The organism is Paenibacillus sp. FSL H3-0286 (assembly GCF_045040705.1).
GTDB lineage: Bacteria > Bacillota > Bacilli > Paenibacillales > Paenibacillaceae > Paenibacillus_AQ > Paenibacillus_AQ odorifer.
Genome location: NZ_CP150285.1, coordinates 5,229,844 through 5,249,226, shown reverse-complemented (window position 1 = coordinate 5,249,226; position 19,383 = coordinate 5,229,844). Strand labels below are relative to the sequence as shown.

The window sequence follows — 19,383 nt, the reverse complement described above, 5'->3', positions numbered from 1 at the left end:
ATACCGATGAGTTTATCAATCTCCTTCCCTATGGAATGGTTTAAAAGTGACCCCCATACACAACTTACTGCGACTTCCTCTGAGGCGTTTCAGTTCATCACTACACCAGAAGGTGGTGGATTTGAGCTTCAGTCAGGGCATCTGGAATCCGCCGCTTGGTGCGATTATGGTTTCGTTAATGCGGAGGTTTACCATGAAAGCCGTGACGTTCTGGTGCTGTTATTCAGTTTTTATGATCGGGATCATCGCGTCATTACTTATCATGTAGGAATTTTACCCGGTGTGCGCACGAAAATTTGTTTACCCTTGATTCATTTAAATGGTGAGAAGCTGTTCCTTCCCCGTTATCCGGGTGTGATGCAGACAGTACTGAGGGGAGATGCAGGCATCGATCGCAAGCATATCACCCGATTCTCTATCGCTACTCTCCCTTCAACAACAAGTAGAGCTGTGCAAATTAGTGGCTTGGCTCTAAGTCTAACTGAGCCCGTCTTTGAGTATGAACAGCAACCATATATAGATGATCTGGGCCAATTAAAGGGAAGGGATTGGCCAGGGAAAACGGTTGATGCAGAAGCGATGACGGATCGGCTGCGCACAGAGCGGAAACTTGCGGAACATGCTGATCACAATGGAGGTGACCTCAGCAGGTACGGAGGTTGGAAGGCGCTGAGATTCGCGGCAACTGGATATTTCCGCACGGAGTTTGACGGCAGCCGCTGGTGGTTCGTTGATCCAGAGGGTTATGCCCTGTTCAGTACGGGGATGGACTGTGTGGGTCCAGCTTGTTCTATGCATGTAACTGGCATGGAACACTTGATACCCTCATTGCCGGAGCGGGAAGGAATCTATCAAGAAGCTTGGTCACAGGATGGCGAGGAATTCAGCTTCGAGATTGCTAATCTGATCACTGCTTTTGGGGCGGAGTGGCGCTCTAACTGGGTGGCTATGACGGATTTTCGCTTACAACAATGGGGATTTAACACCATCGGCAACTGGTCTAATGATAGATTTATCAACGAATCCCAGCTTCCGTATGTTTATCCTCTAGTGGACTTTCCGCTGACGGAGCAAACTATTTTCCGGGATTTCCCGGATGTGTTTAGCCCGGAGTATGAGCGGAATGCCGGAAGCTTTGCGGAGCAGCTTCTTCCATTAAGGGAAGACCAGAGAATGGTCGGTTATTTCATGCGTAATGAGCCGCATTGGGCATTCGTGGATGGGTTGAATTTGACCGGGCAGATGCTGAAATCTCCGGTCCGTTATGCCAGTAAGAAGGAATTCATTCGCTGGCTTGCAGAAAAGTACAAAACAGTGGAACGATTAAACATGGCGTGGGATAGCGTTTTTGTAGAATTCGAGGATTTATACGATGTATCGAATGTGAATGTAACCGGGGATAATCTCACTTCTGCCCGAGAAGTGGATTATAACCAGTTTAACCGGATCATGATTCGACGGTATGTAGAAGTGCCAGCCCGTCTTTGCAAGCAGACGGATCCGAATCATCTGAATTTGGGAATGCGTTATGCCTGGGTTGGCAGTGATGAGGTGCTGGAGGGCTGCGAATGGTTTGATGTATTCTCTATGAACTGCTATCAGTTTAGTCCTGACAAGGAACAGATCGCCCAGATCAGCGGACGACTGAACAAACCAGTCATGATTGGGGAATATCATTTTGGTGCGGCTGAAGGCGGCATGTTGGCTTATGGGATCCGTGCGGTGGCAACCCAGAAGGAGCGCGGTGAGGCTTACCGTTATTATGTGGAGCAGGGGGCAGCCATCCCGCAGCTCATCGGAGTTCATTATTTTCAATGGAATGATCAGCCTGTGCTCGGACGTTATGACGGAGAAAACTATCAAATCGGTGTAGTGGATGTCTGCAACCGTCCATATGAACCTTTCGTGCACGCAGCGAGAAAGGCCCATGACCAGATGTATCAGGTGCGGACGGGTATGACAGCGCCCTATAATATTGTGCCAATGGAGATTCCGAAAACGGGATTCTGATTGCAAATCTTTACAACAAAAAGGCCCCCAGCCAATGGGGGGCCTTTTTTGTCCTCTCCTCTGCAATGTAGCCTCTTTACAAGCCAAGGCCGGAGGAGGGGAGTGAACCATCACGGGAATAGCGCTTGCGGTATTCGCCCGGAGTTATTCCGGCACAACGTTTGAACATACGGATGAAGGAATTTACGTTCTGATAACCGACCTGAAGCGCGATATCCTGAATCCGCAGTTCCAGATTCATTAGCAGCTCTTTGGCCCGCTCAATCCGCAGATTGTTCAGATATTCACTGAAGTTGATGTTTGTTTTCTCTTTAAAAATGCTGGACAGGTAACCTGGAGTTAAATTTAACTTGTCTGCTACTAGGTTGAGGTTGATGTCCTCGCCGTAATGTTTGTCTAAGTAATCCAGTACAAAGCTGATAATGGGGTCGCGCGACTCCGAGCGGCTACTGATGACCACGAGCACAGGACGAACCAGATCACGCAGCCATTCCTTGTATTGATCCATTGAGTGGAAAGCGTTAAATGGCTCTAGTCGCGGTGGTAAGAGACGCTCCGCTTCCGCTTGGGGCAGATTCAGCCTCGTCACCGTTTTGCTTGTCTGTTCCGCTGCTCCCAAGGCAAATGCCCGAAAATCCGCCGCCGCCGCGTCCTTGTGCTGCAGCTGCTCCAGCTGACGATCCAACCAAGCGAATACAGCCTCCTCATTGCCAGACTGCAGCAGATTGTGCAGCTCCTCTCCGTGTGTCACCTTTAAATGAAAGGATTTGGCGGATGAGGCTCTAGGTTCTACGATAATTTGTGTTTCCCCGTTCAATCTACGCTCATTTAACAACATCGATAGATTATTGTAGGCATCGGTAAATGAGGTTTCGCCTGAATATACCGGACTTACAGCAATAGTCAGATATAAGGATGTCTCCGAATCCAGCAGCTCCTTAAGGGTATCAAGAGCCTGCAGAAAACTGCTCTGCGGTCCGGGATTGAACAGGAGCAGCATGAGCTGATCATGTTCCGGCTGGAGTGCGACGCTTTCGCTTTCACCACCAGTGATCAAGTTTTGAACCAGCTTCCATAACATCAGTGTGTGTTTCTCCAATTCGTCCGGTAAGGTTTTGAAGCTGACCTTGAACAGAATGGAGGCATAGGGCTGTTCGGATTGCCTTACATCTTCAAGCTCCGCGAGGCTTTTACTCAGCGGGATATTTTTCACTTTATGAGTATAGGCATATTGGCGCACCAATGAGTTCTTATGATCAAGATCGGTCTGGATGAAGCGGTTACTCTCCAAAATGGAGCTCAGGCGGTCGCCGATAATGGCGAATTCCTTCACACTGCTCAATTTTTCAGGCCGGCTGCCTGCCTTACGGTCCAAGGCGGCAATCAGGCGCTGGAGCGGTTGGTTAAGCCGGTGGCTGAAGATTAGGGATGAGAGAACACTGATCAGTACTGCGGCAGAGAGTAATACAGCCAGCAATAGCTGCATCCCCCGCATTTCCGCAGCAATAGCCGCCACCTGGGTCACTCGGATATAGGTGAATCCAGTCTGTTTACCTTTTTCATAGAAGTAATATTGGTCTCCGACCCGCTCATGGGCATTGCCACTTTCCGGAAGCTGGCTTGTTTGCAGTTTACCCTCTGATGTAGAGAACAATAGATTCTTCTGCGCATCCAGGATATAGAACGGGGTATTGCCGGCATCTCCGTAGGCGGCCTGCATCAGCTGCGGATTCAGCATGACAATGCCGTACACTTCCTCATAAGGAATCGCTTTGACCAGCACTGGCATTAACCTTCCGAGCGTACGGGTGGAATGTATGGTTTTCTCGGTAAAGGTTACGGCGGGCATGACTTTTAAAAATTGATTGTCCATCGTTTGCCGGCTCCAGTACTCCGGAGGGTATTCTGCACTGAAGTAGTATTTACCGAACATATCTGCGGCGCTGCTTAGGCCCTCCCTCTCCAGTACATAATTTTCCTTTTTAAAATAAAGAATGAAATTTTCGATATGCAGAAAAGGATTAGCATACAGCGTTGAGAGATCCGATATCACTTCTGCCGGGATATCATATCGTCGGTTCTCTTTGAGGTGGCTTAGAATGCCTAGATTGGCAGTCCATGAATCGGATTGGGTGAGGGCAAGAATCATGTTCTGGGTCAACCGGAAATGATTTTCGTAGCCTTCGACCGTTTGTGCGAGGCCTAGCTCATTTTGCCGGATCATCTCCTTATAGATTTTGCCGCTTAAATACAGATGGGAGAACAGATTAAATGATGCCAAAATCAAGATGACACTGAGGAAGCTTAGCATCAGCTTAACGAACAGGGCATTCAGCGCAAATTTGCCTGTAACGGATCCCTTCATATGTATCCCCCTTTGGATGCACCCGTAAATGAATTGGATTAATTCTATCATAGCGGCAAAAAGCTAACACCAACAATATGCAATTTTGCTGATTTGTACGCTATTCTATGGAAATCCGCAGTTAAGGCGAAATGTTATATAACATGTAGATAGCGCTTTCCAAAGAAATGCAGCTATAATTCGGAGACAAATCCCAGGAAAAAGGGGGAAGTAATCTGACATCTATATGATTTATGATCATTTTAACAAGAGGAGACATGCATATGGCTCAAGCTAGCGTAGTGCAGGACAAAATGCGAAAGAAAGTGCACCGGCGACCCCAACGACCTCAACGCCACAAAGCGGGAATCCTTCGAACTTGGAATAAAAACAAGGCGCTCTGGCTGCTGTTCCTGCCGTGCCTGTTGTATTATTTGATCTTCCGCTATGCACCGATGTTTGGATTAGTTATCACTTTCAAGGATTACAATCTTTTTAAAGGGATTTGGGCCAGTGATTGGGTGGGACTCAAATATTACAGGATGTTTATAGAGAATCCCGATTTTTGGCCGCTGATGAAAAACACTTTTCTGCTTGGTTTATATAAGCTGTTTTTTGGCTTCCCGGCACCCATTCTACTGGCGATTCTGCTTAATGAGGTGCGCAAGGCTGCTTTCAAACGAGTTGTGCAGACCGTCAGCTATCTTCCACATTTTATCTCAAATGTCATTGTAGCCAGTATGGTGATCATGTTTTTATCCCCAACCGGAGGGCTGATTAATAATCTGCTTGGTGCCATAGGGATTGGACCGATCAATTTCATGAATGAACCTGGATTGTTCCGCGGTATTTATGTCCTGTCGGAGATCTGGCAGCATATCGGCTGGGAGACTATTATCTACTTGGCCGCGTTGACCGCTATCGACCCGCAGCTGTATGAAGCTGCTGATATGGACGGAGCCAGCCGCATGCGTAAAATATGGCATGTCACCTTGCCCGGCATTTCACCCGCCATCGTGATCACCTTGATTCTTAATATCGGTAAAGTACTCGAGATTGGCTTCGAGAAGGTGTTCCTGATGCAGAATCCGGCGATCTACGACACAGCGGATATTATCAGTACTTATGTCTATAGGGTGGGTATGGTGCAGGGGAACTTCAGCTATGGCGCTTCTATTGATCTTTTTATGGGCGTGATTAGCTTGATCTTCATCTATACAGCAAATTACATCAGCCGCCGTGTAAGCGAGACAAGTTTATGGTAGAAAAGAGGTGTGGTGATGAGATCACCCCGTTTATCCTGGTTTAATGTCGTGAGCACTTTTATCCTTCTCGTGGTTGTGGTGGTCACGCTTTATCCGTTCCTGCATATGCTCGCTGTCTCTCTCAGTAGTGATGTGCATGTCATGAAGAATACCGTTTCTTTTTGGCCTAAGGGATTTAACCTGAATATGTATAAGCTTGTACTCGGAGATTCGCAAATCTGGGTGGCTTACAAAAATACACTCATTTACACCGTGCTTGGCACCCTTATCTCGCTGGTGGTCACCTCCACGGGTGCCTATGCACTCTCACGCAGTGATATGGCGCTGCGCAAGAGCTTCACCCTGTTGATTGTGGTGACGATGTTTTTCAGCGGAGGAATGATTCCCACGTTCCTCGTGGTTCGCTCCCTGGATATGGTCGATACCGTTTGGGGCATGGTGCTGCCGGGTGCGGTCAGCACTTGGAATCTGATTCTGATGCGGACCTTTTTCGCCGGCATTCCTAAAGAGCTGGAGGAGTCTGGCCGCATCGACGGACTGAATGATATCGGCATATTTATCCGTATTATTGTTCCGCTTTCCAAGGCTTCCTTCGCCACCATAGCGCTCTTTTACGCGGTTGGCATGTGGAATAACTTTATTTACCCGCTGCTCTACCTGCGCTCACCGGATTTGTTCCCGCTGCAAGTACTGCTGCGCAATCTGGTGCTGGCTGGCAGTGCTAGCTCAGGGGATGTTACTAGCATTGGAGGTGACAACATGGTGATAGAAGAATCGCTGAAGTACGCGACGATTATGGTCTCGACGCTTCCGATTCTGATTGTGTATCCATTTGTACAGAAGTATTTCGTTAAGGGGGCCATGATTGGCGCGGTTAAGGGATAGGCGGGTGGAACCGTCAAAAATTCAGCATAAGGGAGAGATCGTAATGAATAAATGGAAATCTGTACTGCTGCCACTGATGATTGCAGCAACCGTAGTAACTGGCTGCAGCGGAGGGGGCAATGACACCTCGCCGCAGAGTAATACTCAGGGCAGCAGTACCGCTTCACCTGCTGATTCGTCCAAAACGGAAAAAACCTTCACTGCGCTCTTAGACAACAATGCTACGTTCCCTTATTCGAAAAGCTGGCCTATTTGGAGCTGGTTGAAGGAGAAAACCGGTGTCACACTCGAGGTACAGACCCCTTCCGGAAAGCTTGAAGAGAGCTTGAACCTGGCGATTGCCTCGAAGGCAATGCCGGATCTGATGTATATGCCTAACCGCAAAGAATCGAATAAATTCGGGCAACAGGGTGCGTTGGTGGATTTGATGGAGTATATGGACAAAATGCCGAATCTGACCGCCTGGGTAAAGCAGTATCCACAGGAAGCGAAGGCTGCACTGTCTGCTGATGGCAAAATGTATATGTTCCCGAATCAGGGCTTTGGCGAGACGAACCGCATGATCTGGTTATACCGTAAAGACATTTTTGACAAAGAAGGAATCCAGGCACCAGCCACATATGAGGAGCTGCATACAACTCTAAAAACCTTGAAGGCGAAATATCCGGACAGCTATCCGCTTTCGATCCGCTACGGACAAATTCCGGATGAAATGAATGCCAATATGACTGTGAATTACGGGACGGGTGAAGGGGCTTATTATGATTTTGATAAAAAAGAGTGGCTTTTTGGACCCACGGAAGATAGTTACAAGGAAATGGTTGGTATGTGGAAAATATTTTATGACGAAGGGCTGATTCCGCCCGACTTTCTATCTCTGCAAACTAAGCAATGGCAGGACATGGTATCCACGGGCAAATCGTTTGTGACCATTGATTACATCAGCCGGATCGATTTTTTTAACAATGCGATGCAGCAGGAAAATCCGGAGTTCAACATGCAGTTTATGGCTCCTCCAGCGGGCATTGCCGGCGGCAAGCAACTGAACCCGTATTTTCATTATATGGAAGGTGGCCTAACCGTGGCTTCAACCTCGAAGAACATCGATGATGTGATGAGTTATATGGACTTTTTCTATTCCGAAGAGGGACGTACGCTCAGCAGCTGGGGCGTGGAGGGTGAGACATATGTGAAGGAAGGCGACACGATCAAGTTCAAACCAGAGTACAACGATGTGATCGAAATGCGGAAGCAGACAGGACTTCAGACTAGCGGAACGTACACCTGGATCGACTTTGGTGCACATCTGTCGTTGTTCTCAGACAATTTGAAGTATGCCTTTGAAGAAGCGACGAAATATGATCCGTCCATGATGCAGCCGCGGCCTGCATTTACGGAGAAAGAGAATGAAATTATTGCGATAACCGGCCAGGCGATCCAAAAACACCGCGATGAAAGCTTTGCCAAGTTTGTTACCGGCTCCCGAAAGCTGGCCGACTGGGACAAATATGTGGAGGAGATGAACAATCTCGGCGTGGATAAGCTGCTGGCTACTTATAAGGAAGCTTACGACCGTGTTCAGAACATTCAGTTAAACGGGAATTAATCTGTCTGGTGCCAAGGACAATAGTTGCCCGGAAAGGATGAGCGGGATGAATGACATCATTAAGCCTTTAGAGACACACAGAGTGGAGCAGATGTCCGTTCAGGTTTATGAAGATCGTAACCTGATGGGCGCTGCGGCGGCATCGCAGGTTGCGCAGAAAATTAGAGCTTTGCTTCAAGATTCTGCGCGTCAGGTCCGAATTGTGTTTGCTGCCGCACCTTCGCAAAATGAACTGTACGAGGGGCTGGTGCGGGAGCAGGGGATGGATTGGTCCCGGGTCAATGCTTTTCATATGGATGAATACATCGGCCTTGCGGCTTCGGCTCCCCAGCGTTTCGGCCGTTTTTTGACAGATCGGCTATACAGTCGGGTTAACCCTGGCCGGGTAGAACTGCTGGATGGTCTCGCCGCTGATGTGGTGCAGGAATGCCAGAGATATTCGGCTTTGTTGAGCGAGGCGCCTATTGATATCGTTTGCCTCGGGATCGGGGAAAACGGGCATATCGCGTTTAATGATCCGCCAGTCGCTAATTTTACCGACCCGCAGCTGGTCAAAGCGGTCGAACTGGAGGAAGCCTGCCGCCGCCAGCAAGTGAATGACGGTTGTTTTACCTCGCTGGACGAGGTGCCAACCCATGCGCTGACGCTTACGGTACCAGCCTTGCTGGCTGGCCGTCACCTGTACGGAATTGTACCGGGAGTGTCCAAACGCAAGGCTTTACACGCGGCACTTCATGATTCGATCAGCACGGCATGTCCAGCTACTATTCTGCGTACCCATCCGGAGATCACGATGTTCACGGATCGGGCTGCCTTCGGCCTATGAACGCGCCAATTAAGGGAAAGCACTATAAAACTGGGCTGCCGGTTGAGGTAAGTGTCGAGCAGGGGCGAATCACTTCGGTCATCGAACTTGCGGAGAGTCCAGCCAGGGCCGATTGGCCCTGGCTGGCACCCGGGTTGGTGGATCTGCAAGTGAACGGGGGCTGGGGGCTGGATCTCAACACGCTGCCTTTACAGCCTGCCACGGTATTGGAACTGTCCCGACTTTTGCTAGGAAACGGGGTAACCAGCTATTGTCCAACTCTGATTACTAATGGCAAAGAAGCGCTGGCTCAAGCGGTCTCCGCCATTGCGGAAGCCGCTTCGCTGTATCCGGAAGATGCTGGGGGGATTGTAGGAATTCATTTGGAAGGCCCCTTTCTGTCACCAGAAGAGGGTCCGCGCGGCGCCCATCCAAGGGAACATATTGGTCCGCCGGATTGGGATATGTTATGCCGCTGGCAGGAAGCGGCTGAAGGGCTTATCCGTATCCTCACCGTCTCCCCGGAATGGCCAAACGCCGCTGCATTTATCGCCCGGTGCAGTGAATCAGGCATCCTTGTTTCTATAGGGCATACGGCAGCTTCCCCCGAGCAGATTAGGGAGGCGGTTGCCGCAGGAGCGGTGATGTCTACGCATCTCGGCAATGGCACACATCTGACGCTGCCCCGTCATCCCAACTATTTGTGGGAGCAGCTGGCGGCGGATGAACTATACGGCTGTATGATTGCAGATGGTCAACATTTACCACCCGCTCTGTTGAAAGTAATCCTACGGATGAAGCGCAGCCGCACCATCTTGGTCAGCGATGCTGTATCACTGAGCGGAATGCCGCCGGGAACTTATCACCTGCACATTGGTGGAGAGGTTGTATTAACAGCAGAAGGGCGGCTGCATCTGGCTGGCAATCAGCAGCTGCTTGCAGGTTCCGCCATGATGCTTCCAGATCAGGTGGCCTATCTTGCGGAGGCTGGATTAGCCCGGCTGGATGAAGCCTGGGATTGTGCTTCTGCTCATCCGGCCACACTGCTGGGGCTGGAACAGGCGGCAGGGCTTAGGGCTGGAGCGCCTGCCGATCTCGTGAGCTTCTGCTATGAAGACAGGACACTTACCGTGCTGGAATGCTGGAAAAAGGGTCATAGCAGGGCTTGCAGTAATTAATTACAGCAAAGATTAGGAGGAGAACGATGCAGAGCTTGATACCGCAACCGAAGCAGATCCAAGTGAAAGAGGGCGAAGCTTTTCAGTTCAGCGAAGATGTAAGCCTGAGCCTCTACATGGAGCGGCATGATCCGAGACTGGTGGTTCATTGCCGCCGCTCGTTTCCGGAGCTGGAATGTACACATGTTATCTCGGGAAAAGGATATTCACTTATTCTTCAGAGTCTCTCGCAGCCAGAAACGAAAGGAGCACAGCCAGATGAAGTGGATCTGAAATTGCTTAACGGCCGGGCGGAAGGGTACAGGCTGGAGGTGTCGGAGCGCCGGGTGGTAATCCGTGCACTGGATGCGCCGGGTCTGTTTTACGGGCTACAAACGTTACTACAACTGCGTAAGTCAGTAGGGGAAGTTCCTGCTGTGTCTATCACGGACTGGCCTGACACTACCTTGCGGGCGATGAACTTTGATCTTCGCCAGACATTTTCCAAGCCAGAGCTGCTGCTATCGTATTTGGCGGATTTTGCCCGGTATAAAACGAATGCAGTTCTGATTGAATACGAAGATAAATTTCCATTTCAAAAATTCCCGGAATTCGTGCATCCACAGCATTCGTTAAGCCTCACACAGCTAGAGGAGCTGAAACGCACAGCCCAAGAATATTTTATTCAGATCATTCCGCTGCAGCAGAGTTTTGGACATCTGGAGTATGTACTTCGCCACGACACCTGGCGGCACTTGCGCGAAACGGAGTTATCCCTCGGGGAGATCTGCCCGTCGCATCCGGAATCCTTCGAGCTGATTACCGATCTGTTACAGGAGATGATGGATGCCCATCCGGATTCCCGCTACATCCACCTCGGCTGTGACGAGGTATACAGCTTATGTGAATGCGAACGCTGTAAAACGTTGTTCGGAGGGGTACGGGAGCGGGCGTTTATCGCTTTTTTGAACACTTTGATTGAATTTACAGCCAGCCGTGGTAAAAAAGTGATTTTCTGGCATGACATGCTGGACAAATGCCCGCCGGAGGAACTGGCAAAGCTGGATAAGCGGAGTGCGGCGATGATCTGGATATACAACGGACGTAATATTGAAGCTGAGGTTTCTTCTCTAACGGATAAATTCAGGTCACTAGGCATCGAGGTTATGGGAGCCCCGGCGGTTCGCAGCTTTGACTGGGCTGAACATCAGAATTATCCGGTACTATTGAACCGGACGGATAATCTGCTCCAATGGGCGGAGACAGCGGATAAGCTGGACCTCGGGTGCATCGTCGCCACGAACTGGACAGGGCCGTTCAGCCTTGGTGTTCCTTATGGGATCTTTGAGACGACGTGGTATCCGATGCTGCTGCACGCCGATTTGGCCTGGAACCGTAAAGCGGACTCAGCAACATTTATCGATCGATTCATGGAGCAGTTCCATGGCATCGGTCCTAGAACAGGTCACGCACAGCTCGGGAATTATCAGCTGGAAGATTATTATGATGTTATCTGGAAGCTGTTGGACAAGGTGAAGGATCATAAGGATGAAGCAGAGCTGATTGCCATTATGCATGATTTTGAAGCGGCGACGGACCGTTCGCGGGCGATCCACAAATATGTCTACCGCTGGGAGCTCTATCCGGGAGACGAAGCGGAAAGGCACTCGCTGCTGAACAATTACATGCGAAATCGCCGCGGACGTGAGAACGTTTTGCCTCGCATGAAAGCGGCTTTGGAGCGTTACCAGCCATCCGATATGGCGGAGCATTTTGTGAAATCCCGCTTCTATCTTCACGATTATCTGGAGCGGACATTATACCGTGAGCTGGGGTTTGCTCAGGCTGAATAAGAGTTTTGAAAAGATCGTAGGGCTATCGTGTGAGCGGGTAGCAGTGCGGTCTTTTTTTAATTCATAGCTGGATGAAGCTACATATTACAACATATTCAGGAACAAAATCCCAGTTCGCTGCGTCTAACTTATAAAGTTCTAGCAAACTACATTGGAGGAGAATGAATATGAGAGCTACACCCATAAACCGGACTATAAGGAAGGTTACACTTACCGCATTATGTATTTTGCTTGTATTGCTGAGTGGCAGGGTAATGGCGGAGCCGTCTCCGGCACAAAAGACAACCGCGGTATTCACAGCGGAGATGCAGAGTGCCTTGGAAGGGGCACAGAATGTGCTGCTGACGATACAGCCATTCCCGGACGAAGCAGCCGTAGGTTTCTTCAAGAATGGGCGCAGTCTGCCCAAGGGATATCTGGAGCAGACTGCCGATAAGATTCTGGAACAGCGGGGCAAGTTCCCCAAGGTGGCAGAGCTAACTCGAACAGCGCTGGCTTACAGTGCTGCGGGGGGCAACATCAACAACATCGCTGGTATTGATCTTTATCCATTCCTGATGAATCATGCCGGAATTGATTCGGAAGGGGCAGCAGCGGTAGCAGCCGCCTATATTACCTCGAAGAATTCCATTTCAAATTCATTGGAGCGGACAAACCGTTACCCCGATTTGCTGTTTTATCAGTTGCTTGATATGCAGCTAGCGGATGGCAGCTGGCCGCTGGCCGGGCAGAAGCAAGGAGATCTGGTAGCTACTGCCTGGGTACTAACCGCACTTGCTTCGGAAGTGAGTTCAGAACAAACAGCGCAGCCGATCGAGAAGGCTTTGCAGTGGCTTAAGAGCAAGCAGCAGCTAGACGGAGGGTTCGATGGTAAAACTGCGACGACAGCGCAGGTGATTGTTGCTTTATCCTCGCAGGGGGTCGATGCAGCAGATTTCACCAAGGAAGGCGGAGCCTCGCTGCTGGACCATTTGCTGGCGCGGAAGCTTCCGGGTGGCGGCTTTACACAGACAGCAGGCGGAGGGAACGATAGTCCCGCAACTGTGCAAGCCTATCTTGCCCTGACTTCCTATAAGCTGCTGTCCAAGCAGGCTGGCATGCTGTATAGCGGACTGCATCATGCTGGACTTGACCGGGCAACGATTCAGGTCGAAGGACCCGGTGGCACCGTTGCCGGGGGGCATATTGTTGGCGGAGATGCTGTGAAGGCAGCGGCAGCTTTTTTACAGGCGAAGGGTCTGGCGTATAAGCTGAATGCGGATGCAGCTAAACCGGCCTTCACAGCTATCGAGGGGATTCAGAACGGGCGATACAATGGACGCGGAGAATGGAAGATTGCTGTATTCAGCGGGGGCAGTGCATGGATGTATCCTGAGAATAGCCCGTACAGACTGACGATAGGCAATGGGGATCAGCTGCTTGTTTACTACGCGGACGATACAGAACTGCTTGACCGGATGGAAGTGAAATGGAAAGATAAAAACGGCCAGGAAATGGGTGGATACGCAAGCGCCAATATGCCGTTTTCCCTCCATATCACCAAGTCAAACGGTCAGCTGGGCGGTCTTCCGGCTTTCGGCGCTACTGTGACACTTCAAGGAAAAAGCGTAGTGGCTGACAGCATGGGAAAGGTGTCATTTGCCGGCATGAAGCCCGGTGTCTATCCTGTGCAAGTCACCAAATACCGTAAAGATGCCGCTCCAGCACTTTCCAAACGGACGTTTGCGCTGCATGTCTCTTCCCCGGAATTGGCCAGCTTTACGGATGCCAATAAAGTCGCAGCTTGGGCACGTTTGGATATCGCAACAGCGCTCAGCAGCGGATATATTCAGGGCGTGAGTGCCAGCGGAAATGTGCTGGCTCCTAAGCAGAAGCTGACCCGGGCTGAATTTCTGACCCTGCTGCTGCGGCTATTGCATGAGTTCCCCGATGCCAAGGCCACTTCTAGCTTTAAGGATGTTCCGGCGGACAAATGGTACAGCCGTAACATCGCCAAGGCTGAGGAGCTGGGCATTATCAGCTCTCCAACCGGTAAGTTCGAGCCGGACCGCGGTATTACGCGGGAAGAAGCGGCGGTTATGGTAACCAAAGCCGCCCGGTTGTCTACGTACGGCAGCCCGGATCGTGTGAAGTTTGCCGATACTTCCAGTTTGTCAGAGGCGAGCCGCCAGGCGATTCAGGCCGTGAATGAACATGAAGTAATGACCGGCAGCGGGGGCCGTTTCGATCCTAAGCAGATTCTGGTGCGTGAGCAGGCAGCGGCAATTTTAGTCAGACTGCAGAAATTAATCCCGGAAGCCTTCTATTAATGGAATAAACGTCCAGGGATATGATAAGCTTCAGATAGAGTTATCACATCCAGTGCAGAGGAGGCAAATCTATGAGCCGCTTGATCACAGGCAACATATATTATGGATTTCAGGTCGTTAATGAGGAATTTATCCGGGAGATCGATTCCGCCGTATTCACGATGGAACATCTGAAGAGCGGCGCCAGGCTGCTTTTCGTGCAGAATCAGGATGACAACAAGGTATTCAGCGTAAGCTTCAGGACCCCGCCTGAAGATAGTACAGGGGTCTTTCATATTTTGGAGCATTCTGTATTATGTGGTTCGGAGAAATATCCGGTGAAGGAACCTTTTGTAGAATTGCTAAAGGGTTCGATGCAGACATTCCTGAATGCATTTACGTTTGGGGATAAGACGATGTATCCGGTGGCAAGCCGGAATGAGCAGGATTTCTCCAATCTGATGGAGGTCTACCTGGATAGTGTTTTTCAGCCGAATATTTATAAGCAAAAGGAGATTTTTGAGCAAGAGGGCTGGCATTACGAGCTTCAGCAAACAGAAGCTGAGCTGATCTATAAAGGCGTGGTTTACAACGAGATGAAGGGTTCCTATTCCTCGCCGTTTACGGTACTGATGGACAGGATCAAAAAGTCGTTGTATCCAGACACGATTTACCGTCATTCTTCAGGTGGAGATCCGCAGGAGATTCCTGCGCTTACGTATGAGCAATTCCTTGAGGCGCACAGCAATTATTATCATCCGTCCAACAGTTATTTTTATCTGTACGGAGACGTCTCTATTGAAGAGAAGCTGCAATTTATAGACCAGGAATACCTTAGCCGTTATGAAAAAAACAGCTTTGATACCTCCATTCCCCTACAACAGCCTACCGGAATGACGGAGCTGGTAGCGGATTATCCGATTCTGGAAGCAGAAACGGCCGACGACAAAACTTATTTGAGTCTGAACTATGTAATTGGAACCTCTACGGATCGGGAACTGAATCTGGCTTTTGATATTTTGAAAAGCATGCTGATGGACAGCAATGCAGCTCCGCTTAAGCAAGCCCTGCTGGAAAGCGGTCTGGGCAAAGATGCCTTTGCTTTTTATTCCGACAGTATGGTTCAGCCGCTGCTTGGCATTACTCTGACACATTCGAACGCTTCCGCCAAAGATGCCTTCGTGGAGCTGGTGAAGACCACATTAAGCAGCTTGGTTAAGAACGGGCTGGATGAGAAGCTGGTGCTGGCGGCGGTCAACAGCAAAGAATTTGAGCTGCGGGAAGCGGACTTTAGCCGATATCCAAAGGGACTTACTTACAATATCGAAGTGATGAAGTCCTGGCTCTATGACGGTCAGCCGTCTACTCATATGCTTTATGAAGAGGTATTCACTACCATTCGGGAAAAGATAACGGATCGTTATTTTGAGAAGCTGATTGAGGTCTACTTACTGAACAGTGATCATTGCAGTCTGGTGGTGCTGAACCCGTCCAAGACGATTGCAGCCGACAAGGAAGCGAGCACCCAGCGTCAATTAAGTGAATACAAATCATCACAGCAACCAGACCAGCTGGAGCAGCTTGTGCAGAGTACACAGCATCTTCTGGCGCGGCAAGGTCGTGCAGATGCAGCCGAGGATTTGCAGAAGCTGCCGAGTTTATCTCTACAGGACATTAACCGCAGTGCTGAACCTCAGGTGCCATCCCATGAATATAACCTTGAGGGTCTAAAGCTGATCCACCATGACGTATCTACTCAAAAGATTGCGTACTGCAAGTTTTATTGGGATACGAGTGTTGTGGCTCCTGAGCAAATTCCTTATCTTGTGCTGCTGGCAGAGGTATTGGGCCAAATGGAGACAGCTTCTTACAGCATTGAAGAGCTCACTAGTGAAATTGGGATCAAAACCGGAGGCATTCATTTCAAAAATGAGATCTTTGGCGCTGCAAAAGATACTGGGGCCAGTTATCAGCCTAAATTCACTGCGCAGGTTAAGGTGATGGCGGGGCATATTGGCGAATCGCTGGATCTGCTGCGTGAGATGCTCTATACCAGCGCGCTCGATAACTTGACGAAGCTACAGGAAATCGTCCGGCGGGAAGCCTCACAGATGGAATCCGTCCTGAATCAAAAAGGTAATGAAATCGCGGCCAGCCGCCTGATGTCTTATTTTTCGGACATGGGAGCGTATCAGGAACAACAGGGTGGCGTGGCCTATTACCGCTTTATCCGTGAGCTTGCCGAGAAGATCGATCAGCAGGGAGCTGAGGTGGCAGACACGCTGAAGGATATCTGTACGGTTTTATTCAATAAACAGAATTTAATCATCAGCGTGACGGGTACCCCTGATTTGTATGAAGAATTCGCCGCTAATGTAGCGAAGCTGGATATTCAGGATCGGCCAGTGGTGAATAAACCTAAGATTACGGCGCAGGGGCATGCGGATAATGAAGGTTTTATGTCTTCCAGCCAGGTGCAATATGTGGTTAAAGGCTACGACTTCAACAAGCTAGGATTTACGTATTCCGGCAAAATGCAGGTGCTCAAAAAAATCATGAGCCTCACCTATCTGTGGAATGCCGTGCGCGTGAAGGGCGGAGCTTATGGCGGCAGCCTGATGCTGCGCAGAGATGGGATATTGATGTTCACTTCCTACCGTGATCCCAATTTGCAGGAGACGCTGGAGGTTTATGATCAGGCGTACCGATTCACCGAAGGATATGAAGCGGATGCCGACGAGATGACCAAAGCAATTATCGGCACCCTGTCCATGTTGGACCAGCCGCTGAGCCCAAGCGCTCAGGGACGGCGGGCGGACCGGCATTATTTTGAACAGGTGACTGGGGCCGAGCTGCAGCAGGAACGGGATGAAATCTTGTCGACCACACCGGAAGACATCAGACAGTATGCCGATTTGCTTAAGGCTGTGACGGAACAAAATTATTTCACAGTTGTCGGCAATGAATCCAAGCTGAAATCAACAAAAGTCTTATTTGGAAACCTAGAAGAACTTGTGATGTAATTCTCTCTATAAACTCCTCTTCAGTACCTGTCTACTCGACAAGTGCTGGAGAGGAGTTTTTTGTATTTAGTTAGAACCTTGACAGTTAGAGTTCTATCTATTATGATAATGATGTTACTTAGAGTTCTAACTAATCCGCAAGAGGAGGAAATAACAATGAACAAACCCGTGGTAGACACACCATTTTCTAATTTAATACGAGAGATTGGGATAAAAATAAAAGGTACAGCTGACACCAGGTTAAATGAGTTAGGTCTGAACTCACAACAAGGCCGCATGATCGGCTATATTTTTGAGAATCAAGCAGAAGGGGTTATTCAGAAGGATTTAGCGGAGGTCTTTAACAGGAAGGGGGCGAGCATTACCAGTATGCTTCAGGGGTTGGAGAAGAAAGGGTATATCCAGCGTGTCACTCCTGAAAATGATGAACGTCAAAAGAGTATTTTTGTATTGGAAAAAGGTGCTCTTTTAGTGGAAGAGTTCAATGAGATTTTCTCTGAGGTAGAAGCAAGCATTACTAAGGCGCTTAGTCCGGAAGAAACTGCAACCCTAAAGTCTTTACTTCAAAAAGTTAGTTCAAGTTTATAAACGTTCGGAGGTTCACTTATGACAAATGAGTTCTCAAATCAATATTATTTAGAGTCGGCGCCCATGAAAAAAGCGATCGCTCATTTATCGATTCCCATGATGATTGGGATGTCTGTGGGTACTATTTATAATGTAATCAATGCTTACTTCATCGGCTTATTACACAATACCAGTATGCTGACCGCAATCACGCTGGGCCTGCCTATTTTTACCGTTTTAATGGCTTTTGGAAATGTGCTGGGGGTAGGCGGAGGAACATTTATAACTCGCTTGGCGGGGCAAAAAGAGACGGAAAAAGGGAAAAAGGTTGCCGGATATACTTTTTACGGGAGTATTGTAGTGGGGCTTCTTATCGCGCTCATCGCTTGGTTAGCTATAAATCCAATCACGCGAATGCTTGGTGCAGATGCTGCTACCTTAGACTTTACGAAGTCTTATGTGCTCACTCTTTTTGCAGGCGGATTTGCTGTTGTGCTTAATTTTGCTTTGGAACAACTGGTCCGTTCGGAAGGTGCCTCGAAGGAATCGATGTATGGTATTTTTATCAGTACGGCTTTAAGTTTGATTTTTGATCCTTTATTTATTCTCGTGCTGAATTGGCATGTTGCCGGAGCTGCTTTGGCTATGGTTTTAGCAAATTTGGGCTCTGCCATTTATTATATTTACTTTTTGGAAACGAAAAGTGAGCATTTAAGAGGATTTTTGAAGCATTTCAAGATATCTGTACGAGATCAGCTTGAGGTTTATAAAATAGGTACAGCCGAGCTATTGCAAGCCAGTTTTTTAATTGTCAGCACGCTTTTGTTAAATAACTATTCCATTCAATATGGGGAGAGTGTGGTCGCCGGATTTGGTGTGGCTTTAAGAATTGTGCAGATTCCAGAATTTTTATCGATGGGTTTATTTTTGGGATTGATTCCGTTATTTGCTTTTAACTTTGCTAGTAAAAATACGGAGAGACTTAAATCCAGCATCAAATACGCTTTTGCATATATAGGCAGCATTGCAGTTGTTTTTGTGAGTCTAGTATACGTGTTTAGAGGAACGATTCTTCATTGGTTCTCAGGCGATCCTTCTGTGTTAAGCATGGGAACTTATATTTTGGCAGCGATGCTGATCTCCGCTTTATTTAATGGATTTACCGGATTATTTATGAGCATTTTTCAAGCAACAGGGCAAGGCACACCCACTACTATTATGGCGATAAGCCAAGGTGTATTATTTATACCGATGATTATCGTATTGCATTCTATTTTTGGCCTGCATGGTGTGATTTGGTCGATGACTGTGACTGAGGTAATAACGAGTGTGATGGGTGTGGTTTTGTTTATGATTTTTCGGAAAAAGCTGAATAGTGCGGGCGTTGATGGAAAAGGTGCTGTAGAGGTTACGTCGGTATAACGCGATTGCTTTATGTAAAACTCAATATGGATTTTGTTTACTGCGGGAGCTTGGCTCGCGCTTTTTTTGCGTTGTGCAAAAGAATTCATAACTAAAGGATCGGTAAAATTCGTTCCAAAATGAACAATTCTAGTTCTTATGAAGACTGCTTACTTTTT

Annotated in this window: 12 protein-coding genes; 11 read left to right on the top strand and 1 reads right to left on the bottom strand. The window is 48.7% G+C overall.

From position 1 onward, the window contains the following. Nucleotides 1-6: 6 nt before the first annotated feature. Nucleotides 7-2,010: a beta-galactosidase gene (locus MHB37_RS23665; protein ID WP_405168592.1), complete on the top strand. Its 2,004-nt coding sequence runs from the start codon at nucleotides 7-9 to the stop codon at nucleotides 2,008-2,010. A 76-nt stretch (nucleotides 2,011-2,086) separates the two neighbouring features. Here MHB37_RS23665 and MHB37_RS23660 read toward each other — a convergent pair whose 3' ends face one another. Continuing rightward, a complete protein-coding gene (locus MHB37_RS23660; protein WP_340394421.1) occupies nucleotides 2,087-4,375 on the bottom strand; it encodes an AraC family transcriptional regulator in 2,289 nt (762 codons plus the stop codon). Between the two features lie 263 nt (nucleotides 4,376-4,638). On the opposite strand from MHB37_RS23660, the gene MHB37_RS23655 reads away from it, so the two are divergent. From MHB37_RS23655 to MHB37_RS23610, 10 genes are all read left to right on the top strand, one after another. Further along, nucleotides 4,639-5,619: a sugar ABC transporter permease gene (locus MHB37_RS23655; protein WP_081386549.1), complete on the top strand. Its 981-nt coding sequence runs from the start codon at nucleotides 4,639-4,641 to the stop codon at nucleotides 5,617-5,619. Nucleotides 5,620-5,634: 15 nt separating this feature from the next. After that, the gene (locus MHB37_RS23650) at nucleotides 5,635-6,504 is read left to right on the top strand and encodes a carbohydrate ABC transporter permease (RefSeq protein ID WP_405168591.1); all 870 of its coding nucleotides are present in this window, start codon (nucleotides 5,635-5,637) and stop codon (nucleotides 6,502-6,504) included. 43 nt (nucleotides 6,505-6,547) lie between these two features. Then, the gene (locus MHB37_RS23645; RefSeq protein WP_339244407.1) at nucleotides 6,548-8,110 is read left to right on the top strand and encodes an extracellular solute-binding protein; all 1,563 of its coding nucleotides are present in this window, start codon (nucleotides 6,548-6,550) and stop codon (nucleotides 8,108-8,110) included. A 46-nt stretch (nucleotides 8,111-8,156) separates the two neighbouring features. Next, entirely contained in the window at nucleotides 8,157-8,936 is a 780-nt protein-coding gene (locus MHB37_RS23640) for a glucosamine-6-phosphate deaminase (RefSeq protein ID WP_076279229.1), read from the top strand. After that, nucleotides 8,933-10,093: an N-acetylglucosamine-6-phosphate deacetylase gene (locus MHB37_RS23635; RefSeq protein ID WP_076302663.1), complete on the top strand. Its 1,161-nt coding sequence runs from the start codon at nucleotides 8,933-8,935 to the stop codon at nucleotides 10,091-10,093. The genes MHB37_RS23640 and MHB37_RS23635 overlap by 4 nt, the downstream gene beginning before the upstream one ends. 26 nt (nucleotides 10,094-10,119) lie before the next feature. Further along, complete coding sequence (locus tag MHB37_RS23630; protein WP_405168590.1) at nucleotides 10,120-11,925, top strand: DUF4838 domain-containing protein; 1,806 nt, start codon at nucleotides 10,120-10,122, stop codon at nucleotides 11,923-11,925. 167 nt (nucleotides 11,926-12,092) lie between these two features. Then, entirely contained in the window at nucleotides 12,093-14,234 is a 2,142-nt protein-coding gene (locus MHB37_RS23625; protein ID WP_340392540.1) for an S-layer homology domain-containing protein, read from the top strand. Between the two features lie 71 nt (nucleotides 14,235-14,305). Then, nucleotides 14,306-17,236, top strand: a complete 2,931-nt coding sequence (locus tag MHB37_RS23620; protein WP_076304639.1) for an insulinase family protein — start codon at nucleotides 14,306-14,308, stop codon at nucleotides 17,234-17,236. A 156-nt stretch (nucleotides 17,237-17,392) separates the two neighbouring features. After that, a complete protein-coding gene (locus MHB37_RS23615) occupies nucleotides 17,393-17,824 on the top strand; it encodes a MarR family winged helix-turn-helix transcriptional regulator (protein ID WP_036683144.1) in 432 nt (143 codons plus the stop codon). An 18-nt stretch (nucleotides 17,825-17,842) separates the two neighbouring features. Next, entirely contained in the window at nucleotides 17,843-19,225 is a 1,383-nt protein-coding gene (locus MHB37_RS23610) for an MATE family efflux transporter (RefSeq protein WP_076281334.1), read from the top strand. The last annotated feature ends 158 nt before the right edge of the window (nucleotides 19,226-19,383 follow it).